General features: G+C 71.5%; 23 protein-coding genes. 15 read left to right on the top strand and 8 right to left on the bottom strand.

Annotation, left to right across the window (positions count from 1 at the left end; all coding sequences use genetic code 11):
- Positions 1-34 precede the first annotated feature (34 nt).
- From ACFLIM_RS29870 to ACFLIM_RS29850, 5 genes are all read left to right on the top strand, one after another.
- A complete protein-coding gene (locus ACFLIM_RS29870) occupies positions 35-358 on the top strand; it encodes a DMT family transporter (RefSeq protein WP_393171083.1) in 324 nt (107 codons plus the stop codon).
- Positions 355-960 (top strand): TetR/AcrR family transcriptional regulator, encoded by a 606-nt coding sequence (locus ACFLIM_RS29865; RefSeq protein WP_393171081.1) that lies wholly within the window; start codon positions 355-357, stop codon positions 958-960. Before ACFLIM_RS29870 ends, ACFLIM_RS29865 begins: the two co-directional genes overlap by 4 nt.
- Positions 957-1,535, top strand: coding sequence for a GNAT family N-acetyltransferase (locus ACFLIM_RS29860; RefSeq protein WP_393171080.1), 579 nt, complete (start codon positions 957-959; stop codon positions 1,533-1,535). Before ACFLIM_RS29865 ends, ACFLIM_RS29860 begins: the two co-directional genes overlap by 4 nt.
- Positions 1,532-1,828, top strand: a complete 297-nt coding sequence (locus tag ACFLIM_RS29855; RefSeq protein ID WP_393171078.1) for a DUF952 domain-containing protein — start codon at positions 1,532-1,534, stop codon at positions 1,826-1,828. Before ACFLIM_RS29860 ends, ACFLIM_RS29855 begins: the two co-directional genes overlap by 4 nt.
- A gap of 219 nt (positions 1,829-2,047) precedes the next feature.
- Positions 2,048-2,422, top strand: coding sequence for a nuclear transport factor 2 family protein (locus ACFLIM_RS29850; RefSeq protein WP_393171076.1), 375 nt, complete (start codon positions 2,048-2,050; stop codon positions 2,420-2,422).
- Between the two features lie 67 nt (positions 2,423-2,489).
- On the opposite strand, the gene ACFLIM_RS29845 is transcribed toward ACFLIM_RS29850, so the two are convergent.
- Positions 2,490-2,678, bottom strand: coding sequence for a hypothetical protein (locus ACFLIM_RS29845; RefSeq protein WP_393171074.1), 189 nt, complete (start codon positions 2,676-2,678; stop codon positions 2,490-2,492).
- 452 nt (positions 2,679-3,130) lie between these two features.
- On the opposite strand from ACFLIM_RS29845, the gene ACFLIM_RS29840 reads away from it, so the two are divergent.
- From ACFLIM_RS29840 to ACFLIM_RS29825, 4 genes are all read left to right on the top strand, one after another.
- Positions 3,131-3,385 carry a hypothetical protein gene (locus ACFLIM_RS29840; RefSeq protein WP_393171072.1) on the top strand — a complete coding sequence of 85 codons (255 nt, stop codon included), beginning with the start codon at positions 3,131-3,133 and terminating at the stop codon, positions 3,383-3,385.
- 395 nt (positions 3,386-3,780) lie between these two features.
- On the top strand, positions 3,781-5,484 hold the full coding sequence (locus ACFLIM_RS29835; RefSeq protein ID WP_393171070.1) for an enoyl-CoA hydratase-related protein: 1,704 nt from the start codon (positions 3,781-3,783) through the stop codon (positions 5,482-5,484).
- 16 nt (positions 5,485-5,500) lie between these two features.
- A complete protein-coding gene (locus tag ACFLIM_RS29830) occupies positions 5,501-7,030 on the top strand; it encodes a helix-turn-helix domain-containing protein (RefSeq protein WP_393171068.1) in 1,530 nt (509 codons plus the stop codon).
- A 59-nt stretch (positions 7,031-7,089) separates the two neighbouring features.
- Positions 7,090-8,151, top strand: a complete 1,062-nt coding sequence (locus tag ACFLIM_RS29825; protein WP_393171066.1) for a tyrosine-type recombinase/integrase — start codon at positions 7,090-7,092, stop codon at positions 8,149-8,151.
- A gap of 169 nt (positions 8,152-8,320) precedes the next feature.
- Here ACFLIM_RS29825 and ACFLIM_RS29820 read toward each other — a convergent pair whose 3' ends face one another.
- Positions 8,321-10,435 (bottom strand): BTAD domain-containing putative transcriptional regulator, encoded by a 2,115-nt coding sequence (locus ACFLIM_RS29820; protein WP_393171065.1) that lies wholly within the window; start codon positions 10,433-10,435, stop codon positions 8,321-8,323.
- A gap of 67 nt (positions 10,436-10,502) precedes the next feature.
- Between ACFLIM_RS29820 and ACFLIM_RS29815 the strand changes: the two genes are divergently transcribed.
- Positions 10,503-11,381 (top strand): alpha/beta fold hydrolase, encoded by an 879-nt coding sequence (locus ACFLIM_RS29815; RefSeq protein WP_393171063.1) that lies wholly within the window; start codon positions 10,503-10,505, stop codon positions 11,379-11,381.
- A 99-nt stretch (positions 11,382-11,480) separates the two neighbouring features.
- Here the strand turns inward: ACFLIM_RS29815 and ACFLIM_RS29810 are convergent, their stop codons facing one another.
- Positions 11,481-11,732, bottom strand: coding sequence for a helix-turn-helix domain-containing protein (locus ACFLIM_RS29810; protein ID WP_393171061.1), 252 nt, complete (start codon positions 11,730-11,732; stop codon positions 11,481-11,483).
- Between the two features lie 105 nt (positions 11,733-11,837).
- On the opposite strand from ACFLIM_RS29810, the gene ACFLIM_RS29805 reads away from it, so the two are divergent.
- Positions 11,838-13,244 carry a HAMP domain-containing sensor histidine kinase gene (locus tag ACFLIM_RS29805; RefSeq protein ID WP_393171059.1) on the top strand — a complete coding sequence of 469 codons (1,407 nt, stop codon included), beginning with the start codon at positions 11,838-11,840 and terminating at the stop codon, positions 13,242-13,244.
- Between the two features lie 29 nt (positions 13,245-13,273).
- Here the strand turns inward: ACFLIM_RS29805 and ACFLIM_RS29800 are convergent, their stop codons facing one another.
- Positions 13,274-13,453 (bottom strand): hypothetical protein, encoded by a 180-nt coding sequence (locus tag ACFLIM_RS29800; RefSeq protein WP_393171057.1) that lies wholly within the window; start codon positions 13,451-13,453, stop codon positions 13,274-13,276.
- Positions 13,454-13,619: 166 nt separating this feature from the next.
- On the opposite strand from ACFLIM_RS29800, the gene ACFLIM_RS29795 reads away from it, so the two are divergent.
- Entirely contained in the window at positions 13,620-14,048 is a 429-nt protein-coding gene (locus ACFLIM_RS29795) for an ATP-binding protein (RefSeq protein WP_393171055.1), read from the top strand.
- 50 nt (positions 14,049-14,098) lie between these two features.
- Here the strand turns inward: ACFLIM_RS29795 and ACFLIM_RS29790 are convergent, their stop codons facing one another.
- The gene (locus tag ACFLIM_RS29790) at positions 14,099-16,519 is read right to left on the bottom strand and encodes an ATP-binding protein (protein WP_393171053.1); all 2,421 of its coding nucleotides are present in this window, start codon (positions 16,517-16,519) and stop codon (positions 14,099-14,101) included.
- A gap of 303 nt (positions 16,520-16,822) precedes the next feature.
- Here ACFLIM_RS29790 and ACFLIM_RS29785 point away from each other — a divergent pair, with 303 nt between their 5' ends.
- The 3 genes from ACFLIM_RS29785 to ACFLIM_RS29775 are packed head-to-tail and all read left to right on the top strand — an operon-like array spanning position 16,823 to position 18,742.
- The gene (locus ACFLIM_RS29785) at positions 16,823-17,584 is read left to right on the top strand and encodes a MerR family transcriptional regulator (RefSeq protein ID WP_393171051.1); all 762 of its coding nucleotides are present in this window, start codon (positions 16,823-16,825) and stop codon (positions 17,582-17,584) included.
- Positions 17,585-17,642: 58 nt separating this feature from the next.
- Positions 17,643-17,954 carry an ArsR/SmtB family transcription factor gene (locus tag ACFLIM_RS29780; protein WP_393171049.1) on the top strand — a complete coding sequence of 104 codons (312 nt, stop codon included), beginning with the start codon at positions 17,643-17,645 and terminating at the stop codon, positions 17,952-17,954.
- Positions 17,951-18,742 carry an SRPBCC domain-containing protein gene (locus ACFLIM_RS29775; RefSeq protein ID WP_393171047.1) on the top strand — a complete coding sequence of 264 codons (792 nt, stop codon included), beginning with the start codon at positions 17,951-17,953 and terminating at the stop codon, positions 18,740-18,742. Before ACFLIM_RS29780 ends, ACFLIM_RS29775 begins: the two co-directional genes overlap by 4 nt.
- A 57-nt stretch (positions 18,743-18,799) precedes the next feature.
- Here ACFLIM_RS29775 and ACFLIM_RS29770 read toward each other — a convergent pair whose 3' ends face one another.
- The 3 genes from ACFLIM_RS29770 to purB form a co-directional block, all read right to left on the bottom strand.
- Positions 18,800-19,840: a DUF4037 domain-containing protein gene (locus ACFLIM_RS29770; RefSeq protein WP_393171045.1), complete on the bottom strand. Its 1,041-nt coding sequence runs from the start codon at positions 19,838-19,840 to the stop codon at positions 18,800-18,802.
- A gap of 80 nt (positions 19,841-19,920) precedes the next feature.
- Complete coding sequence (locus ACFLIM_RS29765) at positions 19,921-20,655, bottom strand: GNAT family N-acetyltransferase (protein ID WP_393171043.1); 735 nt, start codon at positions 20,653-20,655, stop codon at positions 19,921-19,923.
- A complete protein-coding gene (gene purB / locus ACFLIM_RS29760; protein ID WP_393171041.1) occupies positions 20,652-22,082 on the bottom strand; it encodes an adenylosuccinate lyase in 1,431 nt (476 codons plus the stop codon). Before purB ends, ACFLIM_RS29765 begins: the two co-directional genes overlap by 4 nt.
- Between the last annotated feature and the right edge of the window lie 2 nt (positions 22,083-22,084).

Raw genomic sequence — 22,084 nt, 5'->3', positions numbered from 1 at the left:
GCACACCCGTACCACTTTTGTCTCTGGGGGACTCATGGCCTGGCTCCTACTCGCCCTCGCCATCGCCACGGAGGTCCTGGCCACCTCCGCGCTCAAACTCAGCAGCGGCTTCACCCACCACGGCTGGACCATCGTCGTCGCCGCCGGCTACATCACCAGCTTCGTCCTGCTCTCCCAAGCACTCAAACTCCAACTCGAAATGGGCACCGCCTACGCCGTCTGGTCAGGCGCCGGCACCGCCGCCATCGCCATCATCGGCGCCCTGTTCATGGGCGAGACCATCACCCCACTCAAGATCGGCGGTATCCTGCTCATCATCGGCGGCGTCGTAGTCCTCAACCTCGCAGGTGGCCATTGAACCCGCACCAGGACCACCCCGCACCCCGCACACCGGGGGAGCAGCACCCCGCCCTCGCCCCACCACCCGCCCAAGCCCGCGGCCGCCGCCGCCGCGCCACCCTCCTGGCCGCCGCCGTCGACCTGCTCACCGACGGCGGATTCGCCGCCGTCACCCACCGCGGCGTCGCCCAGCACGCCAACCTGCCCCTGGCCGCCACCACCTACTACTTCGCCTCACGCGACCAACTCCTCGCCGAAGCCTTCGCCCAGCTCGTCGAATCCGAACTCGCCACCACCCGCGCCTGGATCACCCACCACGGCCTGACCGCCCTCGCCGACCAGGTCGCCGCCGCCGACCGCACCCGCCAACTCGGCCTCTGGGAGCTGTACGTCCACGCCGGCCGCGACCCCGTACTCCAGCAAATCGCCCGCCGCTGGACCGACGGCTGCGCCCGCATCATCGCCGACACCCTCCACCTGCCCGAAACCGACACCCGCGCCCGCCTCCTCTACACCACCATCTCAACCCTCTGGCTCGAACACGTCGTCGAACAACGCCCCCTCGACGACACCCGAGCCCTGCTCACCATCGCCGTCGAAAACGCGTTGAAGCCCCCATGACCGCCCCCTACACTGCCCCCGTGCTCAAACCCCACTACCCGATCACCACCCAGCGCCTCCTCCTGCGCCCCTTCACCCCCGGCGACCTCGACGCCGTCAACGCCTACGAATCCCGCCCCGACGTCACCCGCTACCTCTACTGGGACGCCCGCGACCGCGACACCAGCCGCACCTTCCTCGACAAAAAAATCACCCGCGTCGCCCTCCTCGACGAAGGCGACGCCATCGACCTGGCCATCACCCTGCGCGACACCGGCGATCTGATCGGCAACTGCCTGCTCATCTGGACCAGCAACCACCACCGCCAAGGCGAAATCGGCTACGTCCTGCACCCCGACCACCACGGCCACGGCTACGCCCCCGAAGCCGCCCGCGCCATGCTCCGCCTCGGCTTCGCCGACCTCGGCCTGCACCGCATCACCGGCCGCCTCGACGCCCGCAACACCGCCTCCGCCCGCGTCCTGGAAAAACTCGGCATGCGCCACGAAGCCACCCTCATCGACAACGAACACGTCAAAGGCGAATGGGCCAGCGAAGCCATCTACGCCATCCTCGACACCGAATGGACGCCATGACCGTCCACCACCTCGCCCTGCGAACCGACTGGGAAGCCGCCCAGAAAACAGGGGAGTACCGCATCTCCACCCTCGGCCGCACCCTCGACGACGAAGGCTTCATCCACTGCAGCCGCGACCTCACCCAGCTACGCGGCGTCCACACCGCCTTCTACCGCCACGTCACCGAGCCCCTGCTCATCCTCGACATCGACCCCACCGGCCTCGACATCCGCCTCGACAACGGCTTCCCCCACCTGTACGGCCCCCTGCCCACGACCGCCGTCACCGCCGTACACCCCTACACCGCCTGACCACCCGGCGGAGAGGGCCGCACACACGCGCCAGACCCGCCGCACCGCGAACCCGATGTCACGCACCCAGCGGGGGAGCCGGGGGAGAAGACCTGGACCACCGGCTCAACCACCGCATCCGGCCCTCAACCCAACACGATGCCACGCGCACCTGACCTGGGGTCACCTATAGCGCACACCGGCCACCCGCGCGCCCCGGCCACCCGCACAATGGTCACCATGGACACCCGAACGGCCGCCCAACGCTTCGCCGACACCTGGCAACACGGCTGGACCCACCACGACACCGCCGCCATCGCCGCCCTCTACCGCGACGACGCCGTCCACACCAGCATGCCGTTCCGCCCCCCGCACCACGGCAAACAAGCCATCACCGACTACATCCGGTGGTCGTTCACCGGCGAAACCCAACCCCACGTCACCTTCGCCACACCCGTCGTCGACGGCGACCAGGCCGCCATCGAATTCCGGGTCCACGCCCACGACAACGGCCGCCCCGTCACCCTCGCAGGCTGCGTCTTCGCCCGATTCGACCCCGACGGCCTCGCCGTGCAAACCCGCGACTACTGGCACACCGCCGACGGCCACCAATAAACCCCGCTCACGGGCCCGCACGCCCGGCAAACCCCAAGCCGACACCGCCGAACCCCGGCGGAAAAGATCAGCGCACCACCCGCAACGGCGCCGCACCAGGCCCCGCGGCCACCGCCGGCGGCACCGGCTTCGGCTGCGGACGCGCCATCTGCTGCGTCTGCTGCTGAGCATGATGGTGGGCCTGCTGCTGCTGGGCCTGATCCACCGCCTCAGCACGCCGCTCCGCGCACCCACCCCCGCAGTAACCGTTCGTCACGATCAACCGCCCCCGCAACGGCGTGTACGCATCTCTACCGGAAGCGGGCACAACCCCCTGACACACCGGGCATAACACTGACTGGCTCCCCACGTGCTGCTCCTCTCGCGGCGCGAATAGCAGGAGTTCCACCCTAAAACCACACATCCCACCAAAGACAGCGAATCAACAGAGCGTCAAAAGGCTCGTCAAAACCCCGGGGGACCCGCCACACCGTCACCCTCCGCGACGAAACCCCCGCTCAGCACCCCAAAACCAGCGCCGGTCGAGCCATCCGGCCGTCCCGGAACGCGCCGCGGCGCCGTAAAAAATCTTCCCACCAAACCCAGAAATCACACCCGCACAGGGGATCGGCCCACCCCTCCCGAAGCCGATTACTTGACATAATATCCATTATCAAGCAATCAGACAGGGCCCGCATGAACCGCCCGCAGCCGGGCAGACGCCCTCACATGCCCTCCCTGGAGATCACGACCCCGAGCCTCATGGCGCTCACGGCCGTCATCACCGCCGCCGCCATCTGGCTGATCATCCTGGCCGCCAGGCTCACCCAGCGCCCGCGCAACCGGCCCAACCCCAGCATCGATCTCGTCGACCAGGCCCGCGAACTCAAAGCCCTCGGCCAGATCCGGGAAGCCGTCTTCCTCGTGCGTGGCGAGACCGGCATGAGCCAGCGCGCCGCCGCCCGCTTCGTCAACCGCCTGTGAGCCACCCACTCCCCACCAAAAGCGACATTCAATATCAAACCAAACAGAATTCGGCTTCTGTTCGGTATGGCACATAACCGTATAAATCCGGCTTTAAGGGTGCCGGTGCGCGGCGGTACGTGTGCCGTCGCTTCTCCCCTGTCTATTCGGCTGGAGTGTGGGTGGTGGGCAGGCCGGGGCCGAGCAGGATGTTTCGGGCAAAGCGGGTCAATTGGGGCTGGTCAGGGCGGGTTTTTGCGGGGAACTGTCAGCAGTGGTGGAAGATTCATGTCAGCATCAATGGCATGTATGGGTCATATGGGACTGTCTTTAATGCCGGTGAGCGGTGGGACCGCCCCTCCGGCTGACCAGAGTCCCCGGGGCCCGCCCGTTCCCTGTTCGGAAAGAAGTCCCGCGTGCGTATCTTGCTGCTGTGCTCCTCGTTCAACGGCCTGACCCAGCGTGCCTGGCTGGAGTTGCGCCGGGCCGGTCATGACGTGAGCGTCGAGCTGGCCGTCTCGGAGCAGGCGATGGTGGAGGCGGCCGAGCTGGCCAAGCCGGATCTGGTGATCTGCCCGTTCCTGAAGGAGCGGGTGCCGTCGGCGTTGTGGCGCGCCCACCGTACGGTGATCATCCATCCGGGGCCGCCCGGGGACCGGGGGCCGTCGTCGCTGGACTGGGCGATCGCCGATGGCGAGCCTGAGTGGGGGGTGACGGCGCTGCAGGCGGTGGAGGAGATGGACGCGGGCCCGATCTGGGGGTATCGGACGTTCGCGATGCCGGCGGAGGCGCCGCGCAAGTCGGCGCTGTACAACGGGCCGGTGGCCGATGCGGCGGTGGAGCTGGTGGCGGAGGTGGCGGTCAAGGCGGGCGACGCGGCGTTCGTGCCGGCGCCGCTGGATTACCGCTCGTCTGAGGTGCGGGGGCGGTTGCGGCGGGCGATGCGGCACGCCGACCGGGAGTTGTCGTGGGCGGAGCCGACGGAGGACATTCTGCGGCGGGTGCGGGCGGCCGACGGGTCGCCGGGCGGGCGGGCGCGGTTGTGCGAGGTGCCGGTGCGGGTGTTCGACGTGTACCGGGGGCCGGATCTGCAGGGGGCGCCGGGGCAGGTGGCGGCGCGGCGTGAGGGCGCGGTGCTGGTGCACACCGGGGACGGCACGGTGTGGGTGGGGCATGTGCGGCTGGAGCAGGAGGGCGCGGTCAAGTTGCCGGCGGCGCTGGCGCTGGGCGATCTGGTGGCGGGCGCGCCGGAGCGCAGCGGCTACAGCGAGATCACCTATGACCGCAGCGACGGCGTGGGGGTGGTGAGTTTCGACTTCTACAACGGGGCGATGTCGACCGAGCAGTGCCGGCGGCTGGCTTCGGCGCTGCGGTATGCGGTGGCGCAGGACACGCGGGTGCTGGTGGTGCGGGGCGGGGAGGTGTTCTCCAACGGCGTCCACCTGAACATGATCGAGGCGGCGCGCCATCCGGAGCTGGAGGCGTGGATGAACATCAACGCGATCAACGCGGTGTGCCGGGAGGTGATCGGGTGCACCTCGCAGCTGGTGGTGACCTCGCTGGGGGGCAATGCGGGCGCGGGCGGGGTGATGATGGGTTTGGGCGCGGACCGGGTGATCGTGCGCGAGTCGGTGGTGCTGAATCCGCACTATCGGACGATGGGGTTGTTCGGCAGTGAGTACTGGACGTACGTGCTGCCGCGCCGGGTGGGTGCGGAGACGGCGCGGCGGCTGACGCAGGAGGCGTTGCCGATCGGCGCGGCCGAGGCGGTGGAGCTGGGGCTGGCCGACAAGATGGTGGGCGGGGCGCGGCTGGAGTTCGAGCGCAGGGTGCTGGAGTACGCCGAGCGGCTGGCGGCGGACGCGGGCTATGATCGGCTGCTGTCGGGCCGGCGGCAGGTGCGGGAGGTGGATGAGCGGCGTAAGCCGCTGGACGCCTACCGGGCTGAGGAGCTGGCGGAGATGAGCCGCGACATGTTCGACGACCGCAACGGCTTCCGGGCGGCGCGGCGGGCGTTCGTGCACAAGGCCAGGGCGCAGGCGACACCGGAGCATCTGGCGCGTCATCGGGAGTTGTCCGGCGCGTCGGCCCCCGCAGGCGCGGGAGCATCTCATATGTGAGATATGGTCTCGTGTTGTGGCAGACGATTACCTTGTGCGGATCGGCCGGCTGATCCGGGACGCGCGCCAGCATCGTGGTTGGACGCAGCTGCAGCTGGCGGATGCTCTGGCGACGAGTCAGAGTGCGGTCAACCGGATCGAGCGTGGCAACCAGAACATCAGCCTTGAGATGATCGCCCGGATCGGTGAGGCGCTCGATAGTGAGATCGTCTCGCTCGGCTATGCGGGGCCGATGCATCTGCGGGTGGTGGGCGGGCGCCGGTTGTCGGGCAGCATCGATGTCAAGACGTCGAAGAACGCGTGTGTGGCGTTGCTGTGCGCGGCGCTGCTGAACTCCGGCCGCACGATCTTGCGTAAGGTGGCGCGGATCGAGGAGGTGTACCGGATTCTGGAGGTGCTCGCGTCGGTCGGGGTGCGGGCGCGGTGGATCAACGAGGGCAGCGATCTGGAGATCGTGCCTCCGGCGCGGCTGGAGCTGGAGGCGATGGATACCGAGGCGGCTCGCCGTACCAGGAGTGTGATCATGTTCCTGGGGCCGTTGATGCACCGGACCGAGCAGTTCCAGATCCCGTACGCGGGCGGCTGCGATCTGGGCACCCGCACGGTGCAGCCGCACATGTCGGCGCTGCGGCATTTCGGGCTGGACATCACGGCGACGGGCGGGTTCTATCACGCGCGGGTGGATCGGGGGGCTTCGCCGTCGCGGCCGATCGTGTTGACCGAGCGGGGTGACACGGTGACGGAGAACGCGTTGCTGGCCGCGGCGCGGCACGACGGGGTGACGGTGATCCGCAACGCCTCGTCCAACTACATGGTGCAGGATCTGTGTTTTTTCCTGGAGCAGCTCGGGGTGCGGGTGGAGGGCATCGGGTCGACGACGCTGACGGTGCACGGGGTGCCGTTCATCGAGCGGGACGTCGACTACTCCCCCTCTGAGGATCCGGTGGAGGCGATGAGCCTGCTGGCGGCGGCGGTGGTGACGTCGTCGGAGCTGACGATCTGCCGGGTGCCGGTGGAGTTCCTGGAGATCGAGCTGGCGGTGCTGGAGGAGATGGGCCTCGATCATGATCGGGGGCGGGAGTACGCGGCGGCGAACGGCCGTACCAGGTTGGTGGACCTGACGGTGCGGCCGTCGAAGCTCATCTCCCCCATCGACAAGATCCATCCGATGCCGTTTCCCGGCCTGAACATCGACAACGTGCCGTTCTTCGCCGCCATCGCCGCCTCGGCGCAGGGTTCGACGCTGATCCACGACTGGGTGTACGACAACCGGGCGATCTACCTGACGGAGCTGACGCGGCTGGGGGCGTCGGTGAAGCTGCTGGATCCGCACCGGGTGCTGGTGGAGGGGCCGACGCGGTGGCGCAGCGCGGAGATGATGTGCCCGCCGGCGTTGCGGCCGGCGGTGGTGGTGCTGCTGGCGATGATGGCCGGTGAGGGCACGTCGGTGCTGCGCAACGTGTACGTGATCAACCGGGGTTATGAGGATCTGGCCGAGCGGCTGAACGCGCTGGGGGCGCGCATCGAGACGTTCCGCGACATCTGAGTTTCTGTCGGTGGGGGCCGCTACCGTCGTGCCTGGGATCTTTCTAGGGGGTGGGGTCGGTGCGGCCTGCGGAGCTGGTCCGGTTGACGGTGGCGGAGGCGGCTGACCGCTATGTGGAGCTGGTGCGGGCCAAGACGTTGACGGGGGCGTTGTCGACGTCGACGGCGGAGGTGTACGCGCGGGATGTGGCGACGCTGGTGGCGCTGGCGGGTGAGCGGGTGGTGCTGGACGATCTGACGGGTGAGGATGTGGACGCGATCTTGCTGGCGTTCGCCCGCAAACCCGACGGCCGTACCGCCGGCGGCCGCTTGGGGGGTGGGCGCGCCGGGGACGTGCGCGCTGGCGATGGTGGCGGCGCCGGGCAGTCGGCGTCGTCGCAGGCGCGGTTTCGCCGTTCGATCTCGGCGCTGTTCAAGCATGCGGCGCTGGCCGGGTGGGTGCAGATCAACCCGATGACGCTGTCGACGGTGACGGCGAAGGAGCGTGGCGGGTTGCGCCCGCAGCGGCGGGCGCTGACGCGGGAGCAGGCGCAGGGCCTGATCGGGGCGGCCCGCACGCTGCAGGACGCGCCGCCGTCGCCGGGCAAGCGGCGTGACCAGCGCACGGAGCTGCGGGACGCGGTGATCGTGCTGCTGCTGTCCACGGTGGGGCCGCGGGTGTCGGAGCTCGTGCGCGCGAACGTGGAGGACTTCTTCACCAACGACGGTGTGCGTTACTGGCGGATCTTCGGCAAGGGCGGGCGCACGCGTGACGTGCCGTTGCCCGATGACGTGGCGAGGGTGTTGCAGGCCTATCTGGCGCAGGGGCGGCCGGCGGTGCAGGACAAGGCGTTGCTGCTGTCGTGGCGGGGGCGCAGGCTGGCGCGTGGCGATGTGCAGGCGGTGATCGACCGGGTGCAGCGCCGGGTGGATCCGGATCAGCGGCGCTCGGTGACGCCGCACGGGTTGCGGCATACGACGGCGACGCATCTGCTGGCGGACGCGGTGGACATGGACGCGGTGCGGCGGGTGCTGGGGCACGGCGACCTGTCGACGCTGGGGCGCTATCGCGATGAGTTGCCGGGCGAGTTGGAGGTGGCGATGCGGGCGCATCCGCTGCTGCGCGGCAAACCGTCCCGCTGACCGTTGGGCCTGGTGACCGCGCTCCCGCGCACGGCGGTCGCGTTCTGCGGCTGTGTGCGACGGCGGGGCCCGTGTTGGCCGCGTGATGGGGACTGTCGCTGGTGGCTGGGTGTGGCGAGCCGGCTGTCCACGCTGCGAGAGCCCCAGGTGGCGCGGCACGGTGCTGGATTCACCGGGGGTGGCGCAGCGCGGTGGCGAGGTCGTCGAGGTGCCGGGAGACGGGGCCGAGGGTGAGCAGGCCGCTGCCCGCCCCGGCCAGCTCCCCCGCCGCGGGCAGGAGTGCGGTGTGGGCGCGTCGCATCGTCTGCCGGTCGCCGACGGCGATGGCGGCCCGCCCGGCCAGGCACCACAGGGCTTCCAGCAGCAGGTCAGGGGGTGGGTCCGGGAGCCGGCGCAGCGCCGCGGCGGCGGGGCCGGGCCGGTCTTGGGCGAGCAGCACCAGGGGGCGGGCCCAGGGCTCGTACGGTCCCCAGTCGGTGTGCTCGCCGGTCGGGGCGGGGTGCCCGCGTTGGAGTCGCAGGCACAGGAGCGCGAGCGGGAGGAGGCCGTGCCGTAGTCCGGGCATGCCGGAGTCGTCCAGCCGCGCGGCGGCGTCTCGGTAGGCCGTCTCGGCCTGGGCGAGGGGTGCTTGCGCGGTGGCGGCGAGCCGCATGGCCCGGTACCACGGGGCGAACATCCCCGCCAGCGGCAGTTCGTGGCGCTCGGCGAGGCGGTCCGCGGCGGCGGCGTGCTGGTCGGCCGCCGGGAAGTCGGCCAGGGCGCTGCGGGCTTGGAGGCGGATGAGGTGTCCGAGCACCTCGACGGTGGCCAGGCCGTGCCGGGTGGCCAGGGCGAGCAGTTCCGCGCCGATCTCGTCGCGGCGCGGCGCTAGCCCTGTCTGGTGGAAGGTCTGCATGAACAGGCCGTTGAGCGCGAATGCCAGCAGGGGCGGATCGTCGAGCCGGCGGGCGATCTGTTCGGCTTGCCGGGCGGCCTGGGGTGCGCGTGGCGCGCGGGTGCCGCGTGATTCGAGGGCGATGGTGGCCAGCAGCCGGGCCCGGGCGGCCTGGTGCGTACCGGATGGCAGGGCGGTGAGGGTGCGTTCGGCGGCTGCGGCGATCTGCGCGGCCTGCCGCGGGTCGTCGGAGCGGGTCCAGATCGCCGGTACGTCGTAGGCGCCGATGACGCGGGCGGTCAGTTCCGCGTCGCCGAGTTCTTCGGCCGCGGCGATGGCGGCCATGCGGTGCCGGCGGGCCGTTTCGAGGCCGCCGCCTCCGGTGACCGCGAGGTTACGCAGCAGGCCGACGGTCGACTCGAGCCGGGCGCGGGCGCCGGAGCCCGCGGTGCGGTCGTAGGCGGCGGCCGTTTGCGCCCACACCCGGTCGGCCGGGCCGGCCTGCGCCCGATCGTCGTCGGGGGTCGGCTGTGTCCCCGTGCGGGGGGCCGCAGTGGTGGTCGTCTGTGTCCCCGGTTGATGCAGGGCGACGGCCCGCGCTCTATCTCCGGCCTCGGCGGGGTCGAGGTGGGGGGCGTGGCGCAGGATGTCGGTCTGCAGGCGGCGCAGTGCCGGGCCGGGGTCGACTCCGAGGTGCTCGGCCAGCAGCGTTCGTGCCCGGCGCAGCACCGCGAGCGCGTCTGCCTGGCGGCCGGTGCGGTAGAGCGCGAGGGCCAGCAGGTGCCAGGCGTTCTCGCGCCAGGGGTGTTCGGCCACGTGGGCGTCCAGGTCCGGTACGGCCTCGGCGGCCAGGCCCAGGGTCAGGCGGGTTTCGGCGTGGCGTTCCACGGCGTGCAGGCGGAGTTCGGTCAGGCGGGAGCGTTCGGCGCGGGCCCAGGGTTCGCCGGCGTGGTCGGCGTAGGCGGGTCCGCGCCACCAGGTCAGCGCCTCTTCCAGGCGGGCGAGCGCGTCCTGGGGCGGCAGGGTGGCGGTGGTTGTGACCGCTTGTTCGAAGCGCCAGGCGTCGACTGTGCCGGGGGCGGCGCGCAGGGCGTACCCGGGGCCTTCGGTGACGAGCAGCCGGGCGGGGGCGCGGGGCGGGCGGTGGGGTTCGAGTGCGCGGCGCAGCGCGGCCACGAAGGTGCGTACGGCGCCCACCGCGTCGGTGGGCGGGTCCTGCCACAGGTCGTCGGCCAGGTGGGTGACGGGGACGACGCGGCGGCGGGCGACGATGAGCCGGGCCAGGACGGCGCGGTGCCGCGGCCCCTTCAGCCCGATCGTGTTGTCGTGCTCGTCCCAGGCCGTCACCGGCCCCAGCACCCCGAACCGCACCCTTCGACCACCCCCTGGGCCCACGATATAGCCGCTCATCGGATGCTCATTGGCGCCCGGCAGGCTGGCAGGCATCCACTCACCCACGAGAAAAGAGGGGCGATCCATGACGCCTGTCATCGCCGGCTTCGACTACCGGCGGGTTCCCGTCGCCGACGGCGTGTCGCTGAACGTGGCCGTCGGCGGCTCGGGCACGCCGATCGTGTTGCTGCACGGCTTTCCGCAGACGCACCTGATGTGGCGGCACGTGGCCGCCGACCTGGCGGCCGATCACCGCGTGATCTGTCCCGACCTGCGCGGGTACGGCGCCAGCGACAAGCCCGCCGAGACCGGCCGGGCCACCTATGCCAAGCGCACCATGGCCGCCGACGTGGTGGCGCTGGCCGGGGCGCTGGGGCATGAGCGTTTCGCGCTGGCCGGGCACGACCGGGGCGCCCTGGTCGCCTTCCGCGCCGCGCTCGACCACCCGGACACGGTCACGCACCTGGCCTGTCTCGACGTGCTGCCGACGCTGGACATGTGGGCGGCGTTGCGCGGCACCGGGGCGGCCGTCGGCTTCCACCTGTACCTGATGGCGCAGCCGCCGGGCCTGCCCGAGCAGCTGATCGCGGCCGGCGCGGAGGTGTTCTTCGGCCATTTCCTCGACGTGTGGGCCGGCGCCGGGCCGGCGATCCCCGCGCAGGTCCGCAGGGCCTACCTGGACGCCTGCCGGGACGCGGTGCCTTCGATCGTGGCCGACTACCGCGCCTCGGCGGGCATCGACGTGGAACACGACCAGGCCGACCGGGACGCGGGCCGCCGGCTGCGGATGCCGGTCACCGTGCTGCAGCAGGACTGGGGCGCCGCCCTCGGCTACGACGCGGTGGCGCTGTGGCGGGCGTGGGCGTGCGACCTGCGGCATGACACGGTCGCGTACGGCCACTTCATGGCCGAACAGGCTCCGGCCGGCGTCGCCAAGGCTCTTCGGGACCTGCTCGCTCGCTGAACGTCGATGCCGGGGGTCACCCGGCCCGAGGTGATGCACCGGCGATCGACCGCACACCAAGACGACGGGCTCGAGCTGTGGCCGTACGGATGCCCGGGCTCAGGTGGCGGCGGGGGTGGATCGGACGGCGAGGTGGTCGAGGGAGATGCCCAGCACGTCGGCCAGCGCCGCGATCGTGAAGAACGCGGGCGTGGCGATCCGCCCCGTCTCGATCTTGCGGAGGGTTTCGGCGGAGATGCCGGCGGCGGCGGCGACCTCGACGATGCTGCGCTCGCCGCGGGCGCGCCGCAGCACCGAGCCGAGCTGCTCGCCGCGGAGCCGCTCCTCGGGAGTCAGCGGAGGTCGTACCATGGCTCCACTCTATACCCGGCACACCGGTATAGTTATCGCCCTCTCGTCGTCGGCCGGGGGGCGGCCGGTGTTCGGCGGGACGAGCTGCCTGTTACGCAACTTTTGATGACGGCCAAGCGTCCGGTCGTGGTCAAGGGGCAGGGCAGCCCTATGGAGTGGAAGCACGTGCCGCTTCGGGTCAGCGCGGCGCTGACCAGCGCCGCTGTCACGGCGCTGGAGTCGGCCGGCGTGAGCGTGCTGTTCCTTCGCCTGATGCACAGGCAGCGGGCCGCCATCTCCCGCGATCGGTTCCATCTGGCGGTCGACCGGGTGTTCTTCCTGCTGCGTAAGGGCTACCTGCCCGCGGTGCTGCCGAACAGGTACGGGCACGCGATCCAGGTGGTGGACGCGCGCAGGCGGGTGATCTCGGCCACCCGATCGTTGCGGGGCCGGCCGCCCATGGCCGGCTTCGCCCCGCCCCGCGGACACGTCCATGGCGAGCGGGTGCTGGACGGGCGCATGACCGTCCGGTCGGTGCTCATCGTTCCCGAGTTGTGCCGCCGCCAGGGGGTGCACGGCCCGGCGATCATCTACGCCGCGGCCCCGCGCGTCCCCTGGTACGGATCGCGGGGCCTGGCGGTGACGGCGGCCGGTGCCGCGGCGGTGGTGACAGGGCTGGCGGGGTGGGGCGCCTACCAGGCGACGGTCAGGGCGCTGGCGCCGGTCGAGGACATCCGGGCGGAGCTCGCCGACATCACCGCCACCGACCTGAGCGCGCGGATCCCGGTGCCCCACCATCAGGAGCTCAGGCTGATGGCCCAGACGATGAACACCACCTTGAGCCGCCTGCAGAGCGCCGTTGACCACTTGCGGCGTTTCGCCTCCGAGGCCTCGCACGACCTGCGCAGCCCGCTCGCCGGCATCCGCACCCGCCTGGAAGAGGCGCTGATGGACCCCGAGCACGCCGACTGGCCGGAGGTGGCCAGGCAGGTGCTGGCCGGAGTGGAACGCCAGCAGGCGATCATCACCGACATGCTGGACCTGGCCCGCCTGGACACCGGCGGCCCCTTCCACCGCGTCCCCACCGACCTGGCCCAGCTGATCGGCACCGAACTTCGACAGCGCACCGGCGACCGGGTCCCCACCGCCCAGCACCTGCGGGACGGGGTGATCGTCGACTGCGACCGGCTGCTGGTGGCCCGGGTGCTGGCCAACCTGCTCGACAACGCCCAGCGTCACGCCACCACCGCCGTCACCGTCACCGTCCGCGCCCAAGGACGCGCCGCGGTGCTGGAGGTCGCCGACGACGGCGAAGGCATCCCGCCCGAACATCGCGACAAGGTCTTCGAACGCTTCACCCGCCTGCACGCGGCCCGCACCCGCGATCCCACCGGCACCGGCCTGGGCCTGCCCATCGCCCGGGAGATCGTGCACGCCCACCACGGCACGCTCACCATCGAGGACAACGCCCCCGGCGCCCGCCTCGTCATGCGCATCCCCCGCTGCGCGCCTCCGGACACGAGCCCGTCCTGAACGCAGATCCGATCTCCCGGCAAGCGGCCTCACACCGCGGCGGCGTACCGGGCCAGGATCTCCCGCCTCAGCTCGCCGGCCACCTTGTGCGCGTCGGCGCGCCCGACGATGCGGGTGTCGTGCCACGGCGCCGTCCGCTCGGCGGTCAGGCTGTCGGACACGACGACCTTGTCGATGGCGTTGTTGAGCCGCGAGATCTCCCGCAGCACCGGCCGCGCACCCGGATCGCCGGCCAGCGATCGCCCCGCGCGGAAAATAGGTACCTACGTGGGGAGAAATCCCGTCTCGCTGCCGGGCGAGCGCCGCGCAGGCTGACAGGTGGACAGGCAACGGAGGGAGAGGATCGACGTGGAAACGATGTGTCAGCAGGAAGACATGCACAGACAGCCCGGTCTGCGGATGCCGGCGTGGAACACGCTCCTGGCCCTCGGGGACACCCTGGCCGTCCGCGCCGGCTGGACAGGGCAGGACCGCACCGTCTCCTGGCTGCTGTCGCCACGCCCCTCGGCGGTGCCCAGCGCACGCCGCCTGACCGCGGTCCGGCTGGCCGCGTGGAACCTGCACGAGCAGGCCTGCACCGCCGCGCTGCTCGCCGGTGAGCTGGTCGCCGACACCCTGCGCCACGCCACCGACTCCATCAGGCTCACTCTCCACCTGGAGGACGGGCTGCTGCGGTGCGAGGTCGAGGACACCGGCCCCGAGCCCGTCGCCGCCCGGCCCAACCCGCTGCCGGGCCGGCTGGCCTGCTGCTCAGGTGTCGCCGGCAACGTCGCCTGGTTCGAACTCAGCATCCCGGAACACTGACCACGCCAGCACGCCGTCCCCCTCTTCCCCCGGGCAGCCGGAACCGGCGCTCACCCTCCAAGCCGGTTCCGGCTGTCCCGCCGCTCGCCGCCGGGCTCTTCGCCGCCGGACTCCGCCTGTCTGGCGCGCTCGCCGACCCACACGGCGATCTGGGCGCGCGAGCTGAACCCGAGCTTGGTCAAGATGTGCTCGATGTGGCACTCCGCGGTCCGCTGCGCGATCACCAGGGACGCCGCGATCTCCCTGTTCGTCATTCCCCGGGCCACCAGCGCGGCGATCTCCCTCTCCCGGCGGGTCAGCGGCGCCGCCTCCCCCTGGCCGTTCCCGTCCCGGCCGGGAATGTCCTCCTGCAGCGCGTACGCGAGCGCCTCATCGCAGGGCAGCCGGCCGCCACGCCGGACAGCCGCCGCGAACCCCGCCTCCCCCAGCGTCTCCCGGCAGAGCGCCGCGCACTCATCGTGATACCGCGTCAGATGCCCGAACCCGGACATCGCAGCGCCCAGCGAACTCCACACGTTCTGCGCGATCCCCAGCAGCCGGGCCGCCCGCTGGCACTGCCGGCCGCTCGCGGCGATCCAGGCCAGCACCTCGACGGTGATCCCGACCCCCTGCCAGTCGCCCATCGACCGGTTGAAGGCCAGGCTCTGGCTCTCCAGCTCCGCCGCCCGCGCCAGATCCCCCTGCCGCCACACCTCCACCCCCAAGGCCATCATCGTGTACGCCCGATGCCAGCCCTCCCCGTAGGCGTCCGAGATCGCCAGGGACTCCTCCCCCGCGGCCACGGCCGCCGACGACTCGCCCAGGAACGAATGCGCCAGCGACAACCGCACCAGCGCCAGCGACAACCCGATCGGATCCCCGGTGCCGCGGTGCCGGGGCAGCGCCTCCTCGTACCGCTCGATCGCCTCCCCCGCGCGTCCGTCCCACATCGCGGTCATGCCGGAGAACAGCGCGACATACCCCAGCACCGACTCATCCCCCAGCCGCTCCCCCAGGCGGCGGCTCTCCCGCAGCAGCGCGGTGGCGGCGGGGATGTCGGCCTGGATGATGGCCAGCCAGCCGCCGGCCCACAGCGCGCGGGCGCGTACCTCCTCCCCTGTGGCCTCCCCTGCGGCCAGCCCCCGCTCCAGCCAGCCGCGCCCCTCGCCCAGGTAATAACTGGTGATCCAGTGATAGAGCAGGTCCGTGGCCATGCTCAGGCACGTCTCCGCTCCGCTCGGCGCGGCCGAGAAGGTGTTCAGGGCCGTACGCAGGTTGGCGTGCTCCACCTGCAACCGGGTCAACCAGGCCACCTGGCCGGGCCCGAACAGCTCCGCCCGCGCCCGCGCCGCCAGCTCGCGGTAATAACCGGCGTGCCGCCGCCGCAGCCGATCCTCCTGACCGGAGGCGAGGAGCCGCTCGCGGCCGTACTCGCGCAACGTCTCCAGGATCCGGTAGCGGACGCCGTCCCGGTGGTCTTCGCGTAGCAGCACGGACTTGTCCACCAGGCCGATCACCAGGTCGACCACGTCCTCTCGGGCGATCCCCGCCCCCGAGCAGACCGCCTCGGCCGCCTCCAGGTCCAGTCCCCCGGCGAACACCGACGCGCGCTCCCACAACAGCCGTTCCTTGTCCGAACACAGCGTGTAACTCCAATCGATCAATGCCCGCAGCGTCTGGTGCCGCGGCAACACCGCCCGCGACCCACCGGTCAGCAGACGGAAACGGTTCTCCAGCCGATCGAGCAACTGCTGAGCCGACAACGCCCGCAACCGGACGGCCGCCAGCTCGATCCCGAGCGGCAACCCATCCAGACGGCGGACGATACCGGCCACGACCTCCCGGTTGTCCTCGGTCACGGCGAACGCCGGCAGCACCGCCCGGGCCCGCTCGGCGAACAACCGCACCGCCTCCCCCGGATCCCCCCGCACCGGCGCCCCCAGCCACGGCCGCGGCACATCCCATTCCGGGCACTCCGGCAACGACAACGTCGGCACCGGCACCACCTGCTCGCCCACCAGGCCCATCGCCTGCCGGCTGGTCGCCAGGATGCGCACCTCACCCGCCGCCCGCAGCAGCGTCTCGGCCAGCACGGCGCACTCGCCGACCAGATGCTCGCAGTTGTCCAGGATCACCAGCGCCTGCTTGTCCCGCAGATGCTCGGTGAGCACCGTCATCGGCGCGCCGGCCGTACGGCCGCGAATCTCCAGCGCCTCCGCCACCACCTGAGCGAGCAGATCGGGACACTGCAACGCGGCCAGCTCCACCAGCCACACACCGTCGCGGAAGGCCCGCCGCACCTCATGACCCACCCGCAACGCCAGCCGGGTCTTGCCCACCCCGCCCACCCCGGTCAGCGTCACCGCCCTGGACGCGGACAGCAGCTGCTTGACCTCGGCAACCTCGTGCCGACGCCCGACGAAACTGGTCACCTCCGCTGGGAGCCTGCCCATCTGCCGACCTCGGGAGGTACTGGTGATCACCGCTGTCATGGTGCCTCAAACGACGTAAAGCGACGTAGCCGGCGGGTCACCGCGCGCGCCGGAACCTCGTCGTCGCCACCCAGATTATGCCCGGGCCGCAATCAGGGGAGGGATCAGCCAAAAGCCACATCAAGTCTTGGCCGTCCCATGGGATCGCGCCACCTCACCCTTGACCGAGCGCCCCGCGGAGGCGCGTCCGCGGTCAGGCGGCCGGCCATGCCAGGGCGGCCCGGCCGGCGCAGCATGGGCTCTCCCCCGAGGGAGAGTCCACTGCTTGACCCTCACGTCACGTCACCCGGCACAGTAGAGACCATGAGCTTCTCCGTCGGGCAGGTCGCCAGGCTCGCCGGCATCACCGTACGCACCCTGCACCACTACGACGAGATCGGCCTGCTCACCCCCGGCGAACGTACCACCGCCGGCTACCGCCGCTACACCGACGCCGACCTGGGCCGCCTGCAGCAGATCCTGCTCTACCGCGAGCTCGGCTTCCCGCTGGAAGAGATCGCCGTCATCCTCGACGAGCCGCACGCCGACGAGCTCACCCACCTGCGCCGCCAGCACGAGTTGCTCACCCGCAAGGCCGAACACCTCCACCAGGTCATCACCGCCGTCGAACGCGCCATGCAGGCCCGCACCAGCGACATCGCCCTGACCCCGCAGGAACGCTTCGAGGTGTTCGGCGACTTCCGCCCCGAAGACCACGAAGCCGAGGTCGAACGCCGCTGGGGGGACACCGGCCAGTACGCCCAGAGCCGTCGCCGCGTCGCCGCCTACACCAAAGCCGACTGGCTCCGGCTCAAAGCCGAAGCCGCCGCCATCACCGGCGACCTCGCCGCCGCCTACAAGGCCGGCCTGCCCGCCGACGGCGAGCACGCCATGGACCTCGCCGAACGCCACCGCGGCCACATCACCCGCTGGTTCTACACCTGCACGTACGACATCCACCGCGGCCTGGCCGACCTGTACGTCGACGACCCCCGCTTCACCGCCACCTACGACCGGCTCGCCCCCGGCCTGGCCGCCTACCTCCGCCAGGCCATCCACGCCAACGCCCGCCGCGCCACCCCCTGAACCGCACCCCATCTACATGCACTTGCGAGCATATACTCGATCGGGTATATTCACCGTCATGCGCTTCGACGTGCTAGCAGAACCCGCACGACGCCACATCCTCGACCTCCTCCTCCAACGCCCCCACCTCGTCGGCGAACTCACCCACCACCTCGGCCTCACCCAACCCGGCACCTCCAAACACCTGCGCGCCCTGCGCGAAGCCGGACTCGTCACCGTCCGAAAAGACGCCCAACGCCGCTGGTACGAACTCCGCCCCCAGCCCCTCGCCGAAATCGACGCCTGGCTCACCCCCTACCGCAAACTCTGGACCCACAGCCTCGACCTCCTCGAACACCACCTCGACACCATGGAAGACCCAGACCGATGAACGAAACCCTCACCCTCCACCCCGACGGCCGCACCACCGTACGCATGCAACGCCGCCTCCCCCACCCCCCGGCCAAAATCTGGCGCGCCCTCACCCAGCCCGAACACCTCGCCCACTGGTTCCCCGCCGAGGTCACCCTCGACGGCGACCGCATCACCTACAGCTTCGGCCCCGACGGCCGCATCACCCAGAACGACCCGCCCAACGTCTTCGCCCACACCTGGGGCACCGACGAACTGCGCTGGGAACTCCAGCCCGACGGCCCCGACGGCCGGCACAGCCTGCTCACCTTCACCCACACCTTCGACGACCGCCACGGCGCCGCCAGCTTCACCAGCGGCTGGCACACCTGCATCATGGCCATGCTCGCCCACCTCGACCAGCGGCCCTTCCACCACGACCCCGCCACGATGGCCCGCCTGCACGAGGACTACATCCACATCCTCGGCCTCGACCCCGTCACCGTCGACGGCGACACCCTGCGCATCGAACGCCAGCTCACCCGCCCCGCCGACGCCATATGGCAGCACCTGCACGGCGACCAGGCCACCCTCGGCGACACCCCGCCCGCCCCCTTCACCACCACCGGCGTCCACCCCGGCCCCGTCACCCGCGCCGAGACCGGCAAGATCCTGGAGTACGACACGACGGGCGGCACGGTCCGCTGGGAACTGGCCGAAGGCACCGGCCAAGGCGCCCGCCTCATCCTCACCCACACCGGCGGCGCCGCGGCCCGCGACGCCTGGCGCAGCCACGTGGAAGCCCTCAGCTTCGCCCTGGTCGACTAGGGGTTTCGGGCGAATCGGAGATGGTGAATCCACCCAGGCCCTTTACAATGTAGATCATTAAGTGCCGAGTCCCAGCACAGCCGCCGTCACCGCCCGCGCCCGGCCCGGCGCCATCAGCAGATCCACCGAATCCGACAGCTGATCCACACACCCCACCACCGGCAACCCCCTGATCACCGGATCCGACACCGACGACATCAACGCCTCGGCGAACCGGTCCCCGCCGATCACCTGGAACGGCCGGTCGTAGAACCCCCGCACCCGCTCATCCAGCCGCTCGGCCAGCGCGACCCGGTTCTGCAGCGCCGCCAGCCGCGCGTACGCCGCCGACAACCCCTCCTGCCGGTCCCGCCACGACCGGGCCGCCAGCGCCGCGCCCAGCGACTCCCCCAGCTCCGTCGAGCCCGGCATCCGCACCAGCGCACTGCCGAGCCATTTCGCGTACGGCGGGTAGCGCCGCCGCAGCAGCAGCGCCAGCCGCATCACCTCCCGCGTCAGCCGCGCCCCCACCACGGCCGACCCCAGCTCGTCGCCCACCTCACCGCTGCGGCCGGGGAACGGCTCCTCCTGCGCGATCCGCCGCCACTGACACGCCAGCACATACCGCCACACATCCTCCGGATACCAGCGCAACGCCTGTCTGACCGCCTCCAGCCCGCCCCCATCCAGCCCGTCGTGGAACACCTCCCCGCACGTCACCTCGGCCAGGCTCTGCCACGACGCCGACAACCAGTCCAGCAGCGACACCCCCTCGCGCGGGTCGAACCCGAGCTGCCCGGCCAGCCACGCCCCCACCTCCGTCACCGTCACCCCGGGCCCCACCTGCCCGTGATAGCCGAACACGGTCGGGAACCCGCGAAAACGCTCCGGCAGCCCCGCCACCACCTTCGCCCGCACCTCGGCCACCGCCCCGGCCGGCACGAACACCAGCACCCGCGGCCCCCAGTCGTGATCGGCGGAACGGGCGGTGTCGAACGCCAGCACCTCCGAGCCGGGCCCGACCAGCGCGGCGCTGTGCGCCACCCCGGGCACCAGCGGCGCCACCACCTCGCGGTAGAAGGCGCGAGACAACTCGATACCAGGCACAAAATCGGACATCACTTCGTCAACTCTGCCTGACCACCGCCCGAACCACACCCGATTTTCGGGCCGCGCCAAGCGACGTCGAAGAGCCCCGTTCAGCGCGCCACGCGCGCGGCCATCACCCGCCGCCGCCGGTACCCGATCCGCTCATACACCGCGATCGCGGCCCCGTTGTGATCGTCCACCATCAGCGCCGCCCGCCCGCAGGCCGCCACGAGCTCCCGCGACACCCACCGGCACACCTGCCCGGCCAGCCCCCGCCCGCGAAAGCGCGCCCCGGTGGCGACTCCGGCCAGCAGCCCCACCGTCGGCGCCGACCACGCCTCGGCCGCCACCGCCGCCAGCGAGCCGCCGGCCCGCACCCCGGCCCACCGCCGCACCCCCGCCACCCCGGGCACCGCGTACGACTCCGGCGCGTCGGCCGCCAGCAACGCCGCGACCTCCCCGTCGTCACCGCCGCCCAGCCAGCCCACCCCACCCTCGCGCTGACCCGGGGGAACGACGTCGAGGCTCATCCAGGAGAACTCCCCGCCCGCCTCCACCCCGTCCAGCTTGGCCGTCACCGCCCGCACCAGCTCCCGCTCGCCGAACGGCCGGTAGGAGGGTCCCAGCTCCGCCAGCGCATGACGTACCAGATCGACCGCGCACGACGCGCCGCCCCACACGCCTAACCGATCACGCCGCGACACCCCCGGGCAGCCGGCCACCACCGCGTCGCCCAGCGCCCACGCCCGCGCCCCGCCGGCCAGACCCTGCGCCGCCCACATGAGCAGGTCGTCGTCCCCGCACGCCGCCCGCACCTGGCCGGCGGTCCGCAGCTCACGAATCACAAGATCGCGCCGGGACGGTACGCGGCCGCCTCCGGATGCGCCGCCACGACCTCGCCCACCCGCTGCGAGACCGCCTCCACCTGATCGGCCGCCGCCCCCGTGAACGACACCCGATCGGCCAGCAACGCCTCCAGCCCCGGGCGGTCCAGCGGGAAGCGGTCGTCGGCGGCCAGCCGGTCGAGCAGCTCGTTCGCGGCGCCCCGCGAGCGCATCGCCAGCGCGGCCGCCACCGCGTGCTCCTTGATCAGCTCGTGCGCCGTCTCCCGGCCCACCCCGGCCCGTACCGCCGCCATCAGCATCTTCGTCGTCGCCAGGAACGGCAGGTAGCGGTCCAGCTCGGCGGAGATCACCGCCGGGAACGCCCCGAACTCCTCCAGCACCGTCAGCATCGTCTCCACCAGCCCGTCGAAGGCGAAGAACGCGTCCGGCAGCGCCACCCGGCGCACCACCGAGCACGACACGTCGCCCTCGTTCCACTGGTCGCCGGCCAGCTCGGCCACCATCGAGGCGTAACCGCGCAACACCACGGCCAGGCCGTTGACCCGCTCGCACGAGCGGGTGTTCATCTTGTGCGGCATCGCCGAGGAGCCGACCTGCCCCTCCTTGAACCCCTCGGTCACCAGCTCGTGCCCGGCCATCAGCCGGATCGTCTTGGCCAGCGACGACGGCGCCGCCGCCAGCTGCACCAGCGCCGTGACCACATCGAAGTCCAGCGACCGCGGATAGACCTGCCCCACGCTGGTGAACCGGTGCGCGAACCCCAGATGGGCGGCCACCCGCCCCTCCAGCTCGGCCAGCTTCTCCCGGTCGCCGCCCAGCAGGTCGAGCATGTCCTGGGCGGTGCCGACCGGGCCCTTGATCCCGCGCAGCGGGTAGCGCCCGATCAGCTCCTCCAGCCGCCGGTAGGCCACCAGCAGCTCGTCGGCGGCCGTCGCGAACCGCTTGCCCAGCGTGGTCGCCTGGGCCGCCACGTTGTGCGAGCGGCCCGCCATCACCGTCGCCTCGTGCTCCTCGGCCAGGGTGGCCAGCCGCGCCAGCAGCGCCACCACCCGGTCGCGTACCAGCAGCAGGCTGTCGCGCACCTGCAACTGCTCGACGTTCTCGGTCAGGTCGCGCGAGGTCATGCCCTTGTGCACCTGCTCGTGCCCGGCCAGCGCGTTGAACTCCTCGATACGCGCCTTCACATCGTGCCGGCTCACCCGCTCGCGCGCCGCGATCGCGTCGAGATCGACCTGCTCGACCACCTTGTCGTAGTCGTCGATCGCCCCCTCCGGCACCGCGACGCCCAACTCGGCCTGGGCCCGCAGCACGGCCAGCCACAACCGCCGCTCCGCGACGATCTTGTACTCGGCGGACCACAGGCGGGCCAGCTCCGGCGAGGCGTAACGAGCGGCCAGGACATCGGGGATACGCGGCTTGGAAGTCACGT

The sequence above is a fragment of the Nonomuraea marmarensis genome (genome assembly GCF_043197025.1).
Lineage (GTDB): Bacteria > Actinomycetota > Actinomycetes > Streptosporangiales > Streptosporangiaceae > Nonomuraea > Nonomuraea marmarensis.
This window is presented reverse-complemented; position numbering and strand designations above follow the sequence as displayed.

Excerpts from the sequence above, each read along its gene's own strand:
- ACFLIM_RS29820 (WP_393171065.1), bottom strand. The coding sequence starts at position 10,435 with ATGAGCGGCTATATCGTGGGCCCAGGGGGTGGTCGAAGGGTGCGGTTC.
- ACFLIM_RS29870 (WP_393171083.1), top strand. The coding sequence starts at position 35 with ATGGCCTGGCTCCTACTCGCCCTCGCCATCGCCACGGAGGTCCTGGCC.
- ACFLIM_RS29850 (WP_393171076.1), top strand. The coding sequence starts at position 2,048 with ATGGACACCCGAACGGCCGCCCAACGCTTCGCCGACACCTGGCAACAC.
- ACFLIM_RS29860 (WP_393171080.1), top strand. The coding sequence starts at position 957 with ATGACCGCCCCCTACACTGCCCCCGTGCTCAAACCCCACTACCCGATC.
- ACFLIM_RS29780 (WP_393171049.1), top strand. The coding sequence starts at position 17,643 with ATGCGCTTCGACGTGCTAGCAGAACCCGCACGACGCCACATCCTCGAC.
- ACFLIM_RS29815 (WP_393171063.1), top strand. The coding sequence starts at position 10,503 with ATGACGCCTGTCATCGCCGGCTTCGACTACCGGCGGGTTCCCGTCGCC.
- ACFLIM_RS29790 (WP_393171053.1), bottom strand. The coding sequence starts at position 16,519 with ATGACAGCGGTGATCACCAGTACCTCCCGAGGTCGGCAGATGGGCAGG.
- ACFLIM_RS29810 (WP_393171061.1), bottom strand. The coding sequence starts at position 11,732 with ATGGTACGACCTCCGCTGACTCCCGAGGAGCGGCTCCGCGGCGAGCAG.
- ACFLIM_RS29805 (WP_393171059.1), top strand. The coding sequence starts at position 11,838 with ATGACGGCCAAGCGTCCGGTCGTGGTCAAGGGGCAGGGCAGCCCTATG.
- ACFLIM_RS29795 (WP_393171055.1), top strand. The coding sequence starts at position 13,620 with ATGCACAGACAGCCCGGTCTGCGGATGCCGGCGTGGAACACGCTCCTG.
- ACFLIM_RS29785 (WP_393171051.1), top strand. The coding sequence starts at position 16,823 with ATGAGCTTCTCCGTCGGGCAGGTCGCCAGGCTCGCCGGCATCACCGTA.
- ACFLIM_RS29840 (WP_393171072.1), top strand. The coding sequence starts at position 3,131 with ATGCCCTCCCTGGAGATCACGACCCCGAGCCTCATGGCGCTCACGGCC.
- ACFLIM_RS29775 (WP_393171047.1), top strand. The coding sequence starts at position 17,951 with ATGAACGAAACCCTCACCCTCCACCCCGACGGCCGCACCACCGTACGC.
- ACFLIM_RS29770 (WP_393171045.1), bottom strand. The coding sequence starts at position 19,840 with ATGTCCGATTTTGTGCCTGGTATCGAGTTGTCTCGCGCCTTCTACCGC.
- ACFLIM_RS29855 (WP_393171078.1), top strand. The coding sequence starts at position 1,532 with ATGACCGTCCACCACCTCGCCCTGCGAACCGACTGGGAAGCCGCCCAG.